The 12880-nt window shown below is 71.8% G+C and carries 14 protein-coding genes; 9 read left to right on the top strand and 5 right to left on the bottom strand.

Annotated features, from left to right (window positions below; all coding sequences use genetic code 11):
• Nucleotides 1-70 precede the first annotated feature (70 nt).
• From BUE48_RS01630 to BUE48_RS01615, 5 genes are all read left to right on the top strand, one after another.
• Entirely contained in the window at nucleotides 71-682 is a 612-nt protein-coding gene (locus BUE48_RS01630; protein WP_286988489.1) for an SIMPL domain-containing protein, read from the top strand.
• Between the two features lie 143 nt (nucleotides 683-825).
• Nucleotides 826-1308 (top strand): GNAT family N-acetyltransferase, encoded by a 483-nt coding sequence (locus BUE48_RS01625; protein ID WP_286988488.1) that lies wholly within the window; start codon nucleotides 826-828, stop codon nucleotides 1306-1308.
• A gap of 328 nt (nucleotides 1309-1636) precedes the next feature.
• On the top strand, nucleotides 1637-2479 hold the full coding sequence (locus tag BUE48_RS01620) for an SDR family oxidoreductase (protein WP_286988486.1): 843 nt from the start codon (nucleotides 1637-1639) through the stop codon (nucleotides 2477-2479).
• Nucleotides 2480-2640: 161 nt separating this feature from the next.
• The gene (locus tag BUE48_RS24435; protein ID WP_353745265.1) at nucleotides 2641-3282 is read left to right on the top strand and encodes an Imm7 family immunity protein; all 642 of its coding nucleotides are present in this window, start codon (nucleotides 2641-2643) and stop codon (nucleotides 3280-3282) included.
• Nucleotides 3276-3695 carry a hypothetical protein gene (locus BUE48_RS01615; protein WP_012850709.1) on the top strand — a complete coding sequence of 140 codons (420 nt, stop codon included), beginning with the start codon at nucleotides 3276-3278 and terminating at the stop codon, nucleotides 3693-3695. Before BUE48_RS24435 ends, BUE48_RS01615 begins: the two co-directional genes overlap by 7 nt.
• A 435-nt stretch (nucleotides 3696-4130) precedes the next feature.
• Here BUE48_RS01615 and BUE48_RS01610 read toward each other — a convergent pair whose 3' ends face one another.
• Entirely contained in the window at nucleotides 4131-4571 is a 441-nt protein-coding gene (locus BUE48_RS01610) for a protein-tyrosine phosphatase family protein (protein WP_286988483.1), read from the bottom strand.
• A gap of 113 nt (nucleotides 4572-4684) precedes the next feature.
• Nucleotides 4685-5956 (bottom strand): lipase family protein, encoded by a 1272-nt coding sequence (locus BUE48_RS01605; RefSeq protein WP_286988481.1) that lies wholly within the window; start codon nucleotides 5954-5956, stop codon nucleotides 4685-4687.
• Nucleotides 5957-6385: 429 nt separating this feature from the next.
• On the opposite strand from BUE48_RS01605, the gene BUE48_RS01600 reads away from it, so the two are divergent.
• Nucleotides 6386-7006: a TetR/AcrR family transcriptional regulator gene (locus BUE48_RS01600; protein WP_012850706.1), complete on the top strand. Its 621-nt coding sequence runs from the start codon at nucleotides 6386-6388 to the stop codon at nucleotides 7004-7006.
• Between the two features lie 130 nt (nucleotides 7007-7136).
• Here the strand turns inward: BUE48_RS01600 and BUE48_RS01595 are convergent, their stop codons facing one another.
• From BUE48_RS01595 to BUE48_RS01585, 3 genes are all read right to left on the bottom strand, one after another.
• Nucleotides 7137-7697 carry a carboxymuconolactone decarboxylase family protein gene (locus tag BUE48_RS01595; protein ID WP_012850705.1) on the bottom strand — a complete coding sequence of 187 codons (561 nt, stop codon included), beginning with the start codon at nucleotides 7695-7697 and terminating at the stop codon, nucleotides 7137-7139.
• The gene (locus BUE48_RS01590) at nucleotides 7694-8599 is read right to left on the bottom strand and encodes an SDR family NAD(P)-dependent oxidoreductase (protein ID WP_286988478.1); all 906 of its coding nucleotides are present in this window, start codon (nucleotides 8597-8599) and stop codon (nucleotides 7694-7696) included. Before BUE48_RS01590 ends, BUE48_RS01595 begins: the two co-directional genes overlap by 4 nt.
• 607 nt (nucleotides 8600-9206) lie before the next feature.
• Nucleotides 9207-10826 carry a hypothetical protein gene (locus BUE48_RS01585; protein ID WP_012850703.1) on the bottom strand — a complete coding sequence of 540 codons (1620 nt, stop codon included), beginning with the start codon at nucleotides 10824-10826 and terminating at the stop codon, nucleotides 9207-9209.
• 173 nt (nucleotides 10827-10999) lie between these two features.
• Between BUE48_RS01585 and purS the strand changes: the two genes are divergently transcribed.
• The 3 genes from purS to purQ all read left to right on the top strand — a co-directional run bounded on the left by purS (nucleotide 11000) and on the right by purQ (nucleotide 12621).
• Nucleotides 11000-11248 carry a phosphoribosylformylglycinamidine synthase subunit PurS gene (purS, locus tag BUE48_RS01580; protein ID WP_286988476.1) on the top strand — a complete coding sequence of 83 codons (249 nt, stop codon included), beginning with the start codon at nucleotides 11000-11002 and terminating at the stop codon, nucleotides 11246-11248.
• Nucleotides 11249-11405: 157 nt separating this feature from the next.
• Nucleotides 11406-11849, top strand: coding sequence for an ATP-binding protein (locus tag BUE48_RS01575; RefSeq protein WP_012850701.1), 444 nt, complete (start codon nucleotides 11406-11408; stop codon nucleotides 11847-11849).
• 79 nt (nucleotides 11850-11928) lie between these two features.
• The gene (purQ, locus tag BUE48_RS01570; RefSeq protein WP_286988474.1) at nucleotides 11929-12621 is read left to right on the top strand and encodes a phosphoribosylformylglycinamidine synthase subunit PurQ; all 693 of its coding nucleotides are present in this window, start codon (nucleotides 11929-11931) and stop codon (nucleotides 12619-12621) included.
• The last annotated feature ends 259 nt before the right edge of the window (nucleotides 12622-12880 follow it).

Below are 12880 nucleotides of genomic sequence, written 5' to 3'. Positions count from 1 at the left end.
TTCCCCCGCCCCCTGACACCCTTAGAGGCCCTTGATGTGGCAGGACGTCCGAATCCGGCAGCCCTGGGGTGTGACCGCCAGCGTGAAGTCGGCTCCCGACCTGGCGCGTCTCAAACTGGCCGGCAACGTGACGGAAAAGACCCCCAGGGAGGCGTTCGAGGCGGGGCAGGCCGGTGTGGCGGGGCTGCGCCGGGTGCTGCGCGACCACGGCATCCCCGACGGCCGCGTCTCCTCCTCACGGCTCAAGCTCAGCAGCGCCTACCAGTACCAGGACGGCGTCCACAAGATGGTCGGCTGCACCTGTGAGGCCGCCTTCACCGTCGAGACCGGCGACCTGGACGGCCTGCAGCAGCTGCTCATCGACGTCGTGGACGCCGGGGTCAACCGGGTGGAGGGGGTCGAGTTCGACGTCACCGCCAAGGGCGAACTGCGCGCCGAGGCCCGCCGCGCGGCCGTGCGCGCGGCCCGCGCCAAGGCCGAACTGTACGCCGAGGCGGCGGGCGTCCGGCTGGGCGAGGTGGTGCACATCGAGGACGTCAACCCCGACGATCCCCTCCCCAACGAGCGCTACCGGAGCCACGGCGCGGGCGGCGGTCACAGCGACGAGGACCTGGCGCCCGGCCAGATCGTCGTCTCCGCCGCGGTCGTCCTCGGCTTCTCCCTGGCGGGCCCGCGCACCTGACCGCACCCCCGCCGCCTGCGCGGACGGCCCATGCTATCGGGGACCGGTGCTCTGCGTTCGGGAGCGTCGCCCGCCCCCGCCGGGCCCGGTGTCTTCGGCGTCCGGTCAGACGGGTGTCAGGGGGCTCGGGGACACTGGCGGTCATGGTCCACGACGTCCGGCTGCGACCGGCCGAGCCCGCCGACTACGACGCCATCGTCGCCGTCATGGACGACTGGTGGGGGCGTCCGGTCCGGGCCGCCCTCCCCCGGTTGTTCCTCGACCACTTCCACCGCACGAGCATCGTGGCCGAGCATGACGGCGACTTGGCGGGCTTTCTGGTGGGGTTCCTGTCGCCCTCGGCTCCGGAGGTCGCCTACATCCACTTCGTCGGCGTCGATCCCCGCTTCCGGGGCCGGGGGCTGGCCCGCCGCATGTACCGGAGGTTCTTCGAACTCGCCCGCTCCGACGGCCGTTCCGTGGTGCAGGCGATCACCTCCCCGCACAACCACGGCTCGATCGCCTTCCACACCGCCCTGGGGTTCACCGTCACCGGTCCCGTCCCCGGCTACAACGGCCCGTCGGCCGACCGGGTCGTGTTCCGGCTCGACCTCGACGATCCCCGCCCGCCGGCGAACCGGGGGTGAGCAGGCCGCACCACCCGGCCGTGGACGGAAAGCGGACGGGCGGACAAGGCCCTGTTCGCAGGCGAAGACGACGGCCACGCGGTCGCGCAGGCCGGCCCCCGGTGAGGATGCGGGACGAGCGGGTCTCGACGGCGGTCTCCGGCGGGTGCAGGGCCCGGGTGATCTCGGCGTTCAAGCGGCATCGGCCGCCTCGCCCCGCAAGAAGGTCGACGGGCGCTGCACGCGGCGGCATCACCGGAAGTCCCGGCGGCATGGCGATGAACGGCCGCTTTCGCCGTCCCGTCGATTGCGGACGGAAAGTGACCGTAATCGTTCCTAGCGTCGTGGCATGACGCAGGAAGCCCCCATGACCATCTTGGTGACCGGTGCGACCGGTAATGTCGGACGTCCCCTGGTGGAGCAACTGCTGGCCGCCGGGCACCGCGTGCGCGCCCTGACCCGCGACCCGGCCAAAGCGGACCTGCCCGCCGGAGCCGAAGCCGTGGCCGGCAACCTGGCCGACACCGACACCCTGGTCGCCGCCTTCGACGGCGTGACCGCCGCCCACCTGATCACCTTCGACGCCGCCACCTACGGGCCCCTCACCAACGGCGCGGAAATCGTGGAGCTGGCCTGTAAGGCCGGCGTCCGCCACGTCACCCTGCTGGCCGGCGATGTGGACAAAAGCCCCCTGGAGCAGGCGGTGCAAGCCTCCACTCTGCACTGGACCCGCCTGGCCCCGGTGGAGTTCATGTCCAACACCCTGGAGTGGGCCGAGTCCATCCGCACCGAAGGAGTGGTCCGCGAAGGCTTCCCCACCGCCCGCAGCGCCCTGGTGCACGACGCCGACATCGCCGCCGTCGCCGCCGTCGCCCTCACCGAAGACGGCCACCACGGCAAGGAGTACTGGATCACCGGCCCCCAGGCCCTGACCATCCCCGAACGGGTGCAGATCATCGGCCAGGTCCTCGGCCGCGACATCCGCTATGTGGAACTGACCCAGGAGGAGGTCATCGCCCGCTGGCGGCAGGAGGGCTACTCCGATGACGACATCGGGTTCTTCCTGCAGATGCGCACCAACCCGCCCGAGGCCGGCCGCACCGTCCTGCCCACCGTGCAGGAGGTCACCGGCAAACCCGCCCGCACCTTCGCCCAGTGGGTGAAGGAGAACGCCGCCGCCTTCACCGCCTGACCTTCGGGTTCGCCCGGCGGCCGGCCCGGTGTCCGGGACCGGCCGCCGGACGCGGCGCCCTCCCTTTTGCGGAGGGCCTGCGCTGCTCGCAGGCGGTTTTCCGGGAAGGCCCGGGGACGGTGACCGGCTCCGGCCCGACGCGACGACCGGCGGGATGCGGGATGTGCCAGTACACCGGCTGGGTCGTGCTCTGCGATTCCACTTACGAGCCGGAAAGCGACCGCCTCGCCGAAGCGGTCCGCCGGGTCCGGGAATTCATCGATGGAATCACCTGGGTCAACGGTTTCATCGACCTGCGTTACATGAACGGCGAGCCGTTCGTCACGGTCGCCGGGAACACCAACCGTCCGGGTTCGGCGGCAGACGATCTGCACCGGATTTGGGAACTGATCTGCCGGGTGGGACCGGGCCCCTATGGGTTGGTGTACGAATGGGACGACGAAACACAGGAATGGCCGGGTCCCCGCGCCTTCAAAGTGCACGGTGATCCGGAGAGGCCGGATCACCGTGCACGGCGACCCGTTCCTTTCTCCCACGGTCCCGCTGATCGAGGACCCTTGACCGGGACGGGCCGCTTCACAAGTGAGCCTTCCGGTCGTGCGAGCCCGGCCTCAGCACAGGCCGGGCTCGCACGGCGACCGGCCTTCGGGAACGTCCCGTCCGAGCCGGGAGGCCTGCCATTGCACCTTTTTCTACCTGTGGCCCAAGACGCCGAGGCAACAGCCCGGTACCGTGACCTTCCAGGTCGCGGCATCGTCCCGGCTGCAACGTCCCCGTTTCGACCTGCGGAGACGGCGTGTTGAAAAATGTTCATCCCCAGGTGGCCGATAGCGGGTTCGACTCGTTCCGTCAGACGGCCGCCGCCTGTGAGGGCTATCTGATCGAACGTCTGCTGTTCTCCAGGATCGCAGACTCCGGCACCCTCGACATCGGGTTGCGCTGGGGACCGGAGAAACCCGATATCACGTTGTCGTTTCAGAACGTCCACCACTTCTCCGCGAGCGGTCTTCCCGACGTCTCCGCAGGCCCATTGGACCAGATCACGACGACCGTACTGGAACCGGGCGATGAGCCATGGCCGGACGGACTGGAGCCGGGATTCCACCGCTCGGCGGAACTTCCTCCGCTGCTGTGGTTCCACGTTTCAGGACCCGTTCGGATCAGCGTTCTCTCGTCCACCGCAGCGGCATATATCGAGGCACGTCCAAGCATCTGAACCGTGGTCCTTTCCCGGCACGGACGCGCCGGGAGGATCCCGGAAAGCAGACGTGCCAGGCGCCGTCCGGACGGGTCGCGAATCGAGGTTTCTCAACGGGAAAGATTGCGTTTCCCTGCCGTACCGTCTCTTACCGGGGCAGATGCGCCCGGCCCACTCTGGTGCCCGCTGAGGGCGGCATCGATCCCGCACGCCGTCCCGCCATGGCTTCACCGGTGCTCGTGCCCGCCCTTAGGCCGCCTCTCGGCGGCATCGACTCGTTGAGGAAACCTCACCCAGCCCTTCGACACGCCGATCCCGCAGGTTGAGACGGAGACGATGCAGTCGGGGGCCGGTAGCGTGGCCTGCAACGTCATGACCTCGGACACCGCCGCCGGCAGGCCGAGACCACGTGGTGAAAAAAGACCCGCCCTCGACTCCTTCGTCCCCGGCGGGTCAGCGGGCGGCGAACCAGGCCACCCAGCGGCGCTGCCAGGGGGTCTCGACCGCGCGGCGGTGATGGTGCTCGCGGGCCCAGGCGACGGCCTGCCGGGGAGGCAGACCCGCGCGGGTGGCCAGGCAGGCCAGGACGGTGCCGGTCCGGCCGACGCCCCCATGGCAGGCGACCTCTACGGCCTGGCCCGAGCGGGCTCGTTCGTGCAGGTCGGCGATGGCGCGGGCGGCCTCGTCCCAGTCGGTGGGCAGCAGGAAGTCCGGCCAGCGGATCCACTCGGCGGGCCACGGCAGGGCGGCGTCGCAGCGGCGTCGCAGGCGAGCGGAGCCCAGGTAGAGCCCGAAGTCGGGGTCCGGGGCGCCGGGGGCGGGACCGCGCAGGCCACGGCCGCGGACCCAGGCCCCGTCCGGGAGCCGGATCGCGCCGGCGAGCGGTGCCGTCATGGGGTGATTGTCCGTCGCCGCCGCAGGCGTCCGGGCCGGGTTCCGCTCGCAGCGGACGCCTCCCGGGGCATGGCAACGGCCCCCGCCGGGGCGGGGGCCGTCACCAGGGGCGGTCAGCAGTTGCTCTGCGCGGGGAGACCGGCGAAGCGGTCCGACAGGAAGGACAGGGCGTCGGGGACCTGGCGGACGATGCCCGGCGCGTGGCCGGCCAGCGGGTAGACCTTCCAGGTCAGGTCGGCGCCCAGGGCGCACCAGTTCTTGCGCAGCGTCTCGGCCTGGGCGAAGGGGATGATCGCGTCGATGCGGCCGTGGACCTGCAGGACGGGGGCGGACGGGCGGGTGGAGCCGAGCTTGTTCTCGTTCAGGCGGCGCCGCCAGGTCTCGGTGGTCAGCGGGTTGACGGTGGCGTAGTCGGTGAACTTGGAGAAGGCGGTGCCGATGACGGTGGTGATGCCGTCCACGCTGGCCAGGCAGATGTCCTGGCTGGAGGCCAGCAGCTTGCGGCCGGCGTCGTTGAGGTAGTTCTCCAGCTTCAGCTCCGGGTAGGCGGCGTCGTAGCCCACCGCGGCCAGGAAGGCCAGCGCCACCGTGGCGCTGCCCTCCAGGTTCTCGGCCACCGCGATCAGGTCGGCGGGGACGCCGCCGGCGACCACGCCCTTGAGGTTGAGCTCGGGGGCGTAGGAGGCGGCCAGTTCGGCGGCCCAGCCGGCGGAGGTGCCGCCCTGGGAGTAGCCCCACACCCCGACCGGGGTCTGCTCGTTCAGGCCGGTGCCGGGCAGGCGCTGGGCGGCGCGGGCGATGTCGAGCACCGCCTTGCCCTGGGCGCGTCCGACCTCGTAGGTGTGCATGCCGGGGGTGCCCAGGCCCTGCATGTCGGTGACGGCCACGGCCCAGCCCTTGTCGAGGGCGGCGGAGATGATCAGGCCCTCGTAGTCGGTGCCCTGGGAGAGGGTGTAGGACGGGGCGCAGGAGTCGCCGATGCCGCGGGTGCCGACGGCGTACGACAGCAGCGGGCGGCCGCCGGTGCCGGTCCAGGGCTTGGTCGGGACGAGCACGGTGCCCGAGACCGCGATGTCCTCGCCGGTCGCCGATTGCGAGCGGTAGAGCACCTGCCAGGACTTCACGTCCGCGCGCGGGGTCTTGCGGATCGGCTGCAGGGTGAACACCGAGGCCCGGGAGCGGATGATGTCGCCGGGACGGCCGTCGGGCAGCGGGGTCGGGGGCTTGTAGAACGGGTCGTCGGCCGGGGCCGGGACGGTGTCGGCGGCGGCCGGGCCGGCGGCCACGGGCGTGATCGTCAGCGCGACGCCCAGGCAGGTGGCCATCAGCGCGCGCAGGCCCCGCCGCGTCCGCGCCGACACGGGCGAGGAGCGGCCCTTGTTCACCGAACGGGCTCTGCGGGGGAGGCGGTTCCTGCGTGCCCCGGCGGTCCCCTCGCTGGATGCCATGGAGCGTCGTCCCTTCACTCGGTTCCCTGGCCATCGGGCGCGATGGCCTCCCAGAACCTAGGAAGGACGGACCGCCGCCGCTACGCAGGCAAGTGAGTACTTACAGAGCCGCGGTTGTAGCCGGGAACGAAAAACAGCTTTTCGCACCCGGGGTTCGTCACGCCCTGTGCAGCGGAGGGTGCGGGCGATGCCCGCGGGCTCGGCCGCCTGCGTCCCGTTCCGGTTGCACAGTGACGTGGATGCGCGGCCTCTTGCGGCGGCCGGCCGGTTCCCGACGGTCCGGTCCCGCCCCGGCCGGGGCCGGTCTGGCACGATGGCCGCAGCGGGTGCGCTCGGCGCCCGGTGCGTCCAGAAGAGGGTGATGCGGTGGTCTCCTCCCCGCCGCGGCGGCTGCCCCGGGGACGGCACGCGCTCGCCCCGGAGGAAGTCGCCCGAAGACAGCGCGAGCGGCTGATGCTGGCGATGGCCCAGGCGATGAGCGACAAGGGCTTCGCCGCCACCTCGGTCGAGGACGTCCTCAAACGCGCGGCGGTGTCCCGGCAGAGCTTCTACCGGCTGTTCTCCTCCAAGCTCGACTGTTTTCTGGCCGCCTTCGACGAGGCCGCCCGGCTGCTGGAGGAACGGCTCATCGCGGCGGTGGGAAAGACCGGCGACCCGTTGGAACGCTTCGAGCGCGGTATCACCGCCTACCTGGAGATGCTGGCCGCCGAGCCCGCCTACTCCCGGCTGTTCCTCATCGAGGGGTACGCCGCCGGGCCACAGGCGATCGAGCGGCGGCTGGCCTTCCAGCAGCGGCTGACCGACCTGCTGGCCGAGGTGCTCGACGTGCGCACCGAGGGCGGGCGTTTCGCCTGCCGGGCGGTCGTCGCGGCCACCGCCACACTGGTCACCGGCCCGCTGCTGACCGGTGATGCGGCGGCACTGCGCGCCGTGGGCGAGGAGATCGTCGCCCATGTGCGCCGCCTGCGCGCCGGCGGCGTCCTGTGAGAGGGCCAGGCCCCAGGGCGTGAAAGCGGCCGCGTGGAGTCCACCGCCCGCAGATCACCCGGTGGAACGTCGCCGGACGCGATCGGACCGGTCTTCTGCCCGGTGTTTTCGGGGACTTCGACGATGGGCCCTAGCGGGGTGCGTCGGGCTGGATGCGCAGGGCCGCGATGACGGTGGCGAGCATCTCGTAGTGGGAGGCCAGCATGCACAGCTCGATGCACTCGGGCTCGGTGAGGTGCTCGCGCAGCAGCCGCCAGGTGTCGTCGTCGAGGTCCCGGTGGTGGTGCAGCCGGTCGGCGGCGGTCAGCAGGGCGCGCTCCCGAGGCGTCCAGCCCTCGGCGCCGGGCCCCTGGGTGACCCGGTCGATGTCGGCCGGGCCCAGGCCGGCGCGGTGGCCGAGCCGGACGTGGTGCTCCCACTCGTAGCGGCAGCCGCGCAGGTGGGCCACGCGCAAGATGACCAGTTCGCTCTCGCGGCGGGGCAGCCGGCCGCCGGGCATGAGCCGGCCGGCGAACCACAGCCAGGCGTGGAACAGCCGGCGGTGCCGTCCCAGGGTCAAAAACAGCGCGAGCGGGCCGGTGCCGGCGATCCGGCCGGAAATGCGCGCCAGCAGCCAGGTGAACGGGCCGACCTGGCGCAGCCCGCCGGGAGCGATCCGAGGGGAACGATCACGAGCTGCGGGGGCGGTCATGAGGCGCCGCCCGAGTCCGGCTGGGGGGTGGTCAGCGGGGCGTGCTCGTCCCGGGCGATCTCCAGCGCGCGGCGCAGGTGGCTCTGGGCGGCGCGGTCGATGACGGGCTGCAGGAACGTGCGGGCCGGCAGGGCGGCCGCCACCCACCAGGGCGCCACGATCCGGGCGGAGCGCCGGGCGATGCCCCGCTCCAGCGCGTCGATGCCCACCTGCAGCGGGGCCACCCGCGACAGCAGCGCCTTGGCCGGTCCGGAACCCATGAGCGCGGCCGCCGCCCGCGTGCCGAACCCCCGGTGGGTCATGTCGGTGTCGAGTTCGGCGAAGTAGGCGACCCCGGCGCGCGCCCCGTAGGGGCGCAGCTCGGCTCGCAGGGTGTTGCCCAGGGCTTCGACGGCCGCCTTGGAGGCGCTGTAGGCGCCCATCAAGGGCGGGTGCACCGCCGCCGCCAGCGACGCCACCGCCAGTGCGTAGCCGCGCGGATGGGAGATGTGCGGGCCTGCGGCGCGCAGCGTGTAGTAGGTGCCGAGCAGGTTGACCCGCACCGTCTGTTCCATCACCGCCGGGTCCCCGCCGACCAGCGGCAGTTGCGCGGCGACCCCCGCGCAGGCCACCACCACGTCCAGCCCGCCCAGGGCCTGCACCGCGTGCTCGACGGCGGCCTCGACCTGCTCGCGGTCGGCCACGTCGCAGGCCCGCCAGGGGGCGTTCCCGCAGCGCGCCGCGACCTCGGCCAGCAGTTGCGGTTCCAGCCCGGCCAGCGCCACGCGGGCACCGCGCGCATGCAGCCGGTCGGCCAGCGCCGCGCCGATCCCCCGGGCCGCCCCGGTGATCAGCACCCGCCGCCCGGCCAGGGAGGGCGTCCGGCCGGCTCGTCCCGGCCCGCCCGCGATCGGTGTGCGCATGCCCGGACGCTAACACAAAAAAACAGTTTTGTTCTTTTAAGCGGGGCACAGACTTCCGGCAGCGGAATCGGACCGCAACCACAGAGCACGGCACCGGCCCGCGTGATCACTGCACCTCTCGCAACACCCGGCCTCAGGCGCCCGTCGCAGGGACCCACGACGGCCCCGCCTCATCTCCGTGCGCACGTGGCCGCCGGACGCGGGAGACGGAAGTCCCGGCGCCCTGCCGCCACAGGTCACCACATCGCCCCGGCAGCGATGCGATCCCTCTCGACCTGCAGAGACGAGATGCCGAAACGTCCACCGGAGTGCCGTGAACCCGGCCGGCCGCCGCAGACCGGTTCGTATCGCATCCCCGCTCCTGAAGGACGGCCCACATCCGCTCGGCGCCCGGCACCCCGGACAGCCGGTACGCGCCTCCGCCGTCCCCTCGGTCCGCTGCCGGGTCACGGCGTCCTCCCCCAAACGCCAGGCACAGGACGAGCCACCAACCCACAGGCCACCCGACTCCCAAGGCCCAAAGTCCGGAAGAAGCCGGGCAGGTCACGCCAGGTCTCCCGGCCCGTCGGGCCCCGCGGGGTCCGGCCCGTCCGGTAAAGCCGAAGAATCAGTCCCGGGACAGGGCGCGGGTCGCCCCCGCCGCCACCGTCAACCCCAGAATCAAACCGGCGATGACGATGAAATTGGCGATCCACTGGTAGATGCCGGTGGGGGCGAAGTAGGGCTCCTGGCCCAGATTGCCGATCGGCAGCAGCAGGTCGAGGGTGTAGAAGAAGGCGTTGAAAGCCGGCTGCTGCTCGGCTTCGATCTGCGGCGGCTCGTGCAGGGTGAACACCACGGTGCCGAACACCAGCAGCCCCGCCAGCCAGCTCGCCGCGCGGAACGGGCGGTAGCCGTAACCGACCAGGATGTCCTGCAGCCAGCCCACCACCTTGCGGGGCAGGCTCTGGGTCTTGCGGCGGTCCCGGGCCTTGGCCAGCAGCACGGTGCGGCCGTCGGCGTCCAGGCCCAGGGCGCGGTAGGCCTGGGCCAGCCGCTCATACGGCTGGGGCTGGTAGCCGTCGGTGTCCCGACGGAGCCAGCCCAGCCGCTCCCGGGCGCTCAGCGGCGGGTCGAGGGTCTCATACGACAGCCCGTCCAGCTGCAGGCGGGACGCCCAGGTCGCCGGGTCGTCGCGCAGCACGTTGATCCGGGCGTACGACAGGTCGGCGATGCCCTCGACCGGCTCGGCGGGACGGAGCACCACCTCCTCGGCCTGCATCCGCTGCAGGCTCAGCGCCACCCCCGACTCGTTGGTCAGATGCGCGCCGCGCAGGCTGAGCTGGCCGGTGATGCGGGCCCCGGCGAAGCTCACCATGCCGTTGGCGGCGAACCCGTCGGAGCAGTAGACGTCGGTCTCCACGGCCAGGTCGGCGGCGTTCAGCGCCGTCCGGCCGGGGTGGTTCAGCTTGGCGCCCACCAGCGACAGGTAGCCGCCGACCCGGGCGCCGCGCAGCCGCACCTCACCGGTGGCGGTGAAACCGGCGTCGCAGAAGACGTTGGCGGCCACGTTCAGGCGGCTGGCATACAGCGCGGCCCCCGAGGGGTTGTTCAGCGTGGCCTGCCGGAAGATCAGCTGGCCGCCCACGTGCGCGCCGGGCAGCCGGACCTCCCCGTGCGAGGTGAAGCCCTTGTCGCAGTAGACGTTGGCGTCCACGGTGAGCCGGTCGCCCAGCAGCGCGTCCCCCTGCGGGTTGATCAGCTGGACGCCGGACATGTTGAGGATGCCGCTGATGTGGGCGCCGTCCAGCCACAGGCCTCCGCTGACGGTGCTGCCCTCCAGCCACAGGTGCCCGTCGAAGCGGGCGCCGGAGGCGACCAGGCCGGGCAGCCGGCAGCCCATCAGGTGGACGCTGTTCATGCCGGCCCAGTACAGGTGCGGGGCCTCATCGAAGTAGCAGCCGGTCAGCGCCAGCGGGACCGACACCTGCGCATGGCCCAGGTTGAGGGTGCCGATGATCCGGGCGCCGGTCAGCCGGACCGCCGCGATCTGCCCGGGCTCGGGCTCCACCCCGCCGACCAGCAGGGCCCGCAGCACCTCGGCGCGCACCACCCGCTCCGGCCCCCACTGCTCCCCATGGGCGGGGTCGTCCATGGCCGGGTTGCCGCTGCTCAGATCGACGGACTCGCCGGTCGCGAACGCCCGCCACACGGCGCGTTCGGACGGGGTGAGGTCCTCGATGTCCATCGGCGGCTCCAGCGTCGGGGGGTCCTGTGGCCGATCTTGCCAGTATGTATAGCGTTCTTCGGGGACGCCCGAGGTCATCACGGAAAACGGGGTCGCTCGGCGCCCGTCCCGGGCGGGTGCCGTACGCTTGGCGTCCCGTACGGACAGCACGACGATCAGCTAAGGGGGCGGCCGTGGCACGGGTCGTGGTCGACGTCATGCTCAAGCCGGAGATCCTGGATCCCCAGGGACGGGCCATCGCCCGCAAACTGCCCCAGATGAACTTCGACGGCGTCACCTCGGTGCGCCAGGGCAAGCGGTTCGAGCTGGAGCTGGCCGGGCCCGCCGACGAGGCCGCCCTGGAGAAGGTGCGCCAGATCGCCGCGACGCTGCTGGTCAACCCGGTCATCGAGGACTTCGAGGTACGGGTGCTGGGCGATTGACCGCCCCGGCGCGTCCGGCCGCACAAAATTCACAACTTCCGCGAGCGACACCGCCGACAGTTCACCAAAAGTCCCGGGGATATGGCGATTACCCCGGGTGGGTGAGGGAAGTGTTCAAACGGTCGAAGATTTCACAGGCGAGAGGTGGCCGGTGAACATGGGGTTCTCGCTCGCGCTGCCACGCGAGTCGCTGAGCATCCGGATACTGCGCCGGGTTCTCGGCGACGCGCTGCGCGGCTTGGGCGTCGCCGAGGACTGCATCGGCGACATCCTCGTCGCCGCCTCCGAGGCCTGTACCAATGTGGTCCAGCACTCGCGCACCCCGCTGGACTACGAGGTCATCGCCCGGGTGAACGACGGCGTGTGCGCACTGACCGTCACCGATCACGGCCGCGGGCTGACCAGCGGGCCCGCCGCAGGCGACCCCGAGCAGGCCGAGTCCGGCCGCGGCATCAAGATCATGCACGCCCTGATGGACGACGTGACTTTCGACACCCGCCCCGGGTACGGCACCGCGGTCCACATGTCCAAGCGGCTGACCTGGAAAGACGAGGCCCCGCTACGGCGACTCCAGGGCGATCTGGTGCACAGCGCCAGGTAGATTGGTCGCGCGCGGGGGCACGTATCACCGGTGGCCGCCGGTGCCTTCGCACCCACTACTCGGCTCCGGAGGGTCCTCAATGAACGCTGCCCGGGTGGGGGTCATCACCTTCCCTGGATCTCTTGACGATCGCGACGCCGCGCGGGCCGTCCGGCTGGCCGGCGCCGAACCCGTCGCGCTGTGGCACGCCGACCGCGACCTGCGGGGTGTGGACGCGGTCATCCTGCCCGGCGGTTTCTCCTACGGCGACTACCTGCGGGCCGGCGCCATCTCCCGGTTCGCGCCGGTGATGGACGCGCTGATCCCGGCCGCCCGGGACGGGCTGCCGGTGCTGGGCATCTGCAACGGTTTCCAGGTGCTGTGCGAGGCGCACCTGCTGCCCGGCGCGCTGCTGCCCAACGCGGGCCTGCATTTCGTCTGCCGCGACCAGCGGCTGCGCATCGAGAACACCGACACGGCCTGGACCGCGGACTACACCACGGGCCAAGAGGTGGTCATCCCGGTCAAGAACCGCGACGGCCGCTATTTCGCCGACCCGGAAACCCTCGCCGAACTGGAGGGCGAGGGCCGGGTGGTGGCCCGCTACCTCGACCTCAATCCCAACGGCTCGCTGAACGACATCGCCGGGATCTGCAACGAGGCGGGCAACATCGTCGGCCTCATGCCGCACCCCGAGCACGCCGTCGAGTCGCTGACCGGGCCGTCCACCGACGGGCTGGGCTTTTTCACCTCGATCGTGAAGGCCGGGCTCAAGCAGGTGGGCGTCGGCTGAGCGGCGCCCCCTCCCGCACGGGCCGCGCCCAAGACGGCCCGCAGTGAACGGCCCGCGCCGCCGTGCCCAGGGCCTCCACGGTCGATCATGACACGCCCCGCCGAGTGCCGGAGGCGAACGGAGAGAACGCATGACCGAGAACACATCCGACAACCGCGGCCCGTCCAACGATCCGTCCGAGGGCCCCACCGCCGAATGGTTCGCGGAACTGGCCAACGACGACCCGGAGACCGACCCGTTCGCCAGGCCCGCCGACGAG

The organism is Thermomonospora sp. CIF 1 (genome assembly GCF_001896795.1).
Lineage (GTDB): Bacteria > Actinomycetota > Actinomycetes > Streptosporangiales > Streptosporangiaceae > Thermomonospora > Thermomonospora curvata.
The sequence above is the reverse complement of the archived record's forward strand: the minus strand, read 5'-3'. Positions and strand labels throughout refer to the sequence as shown.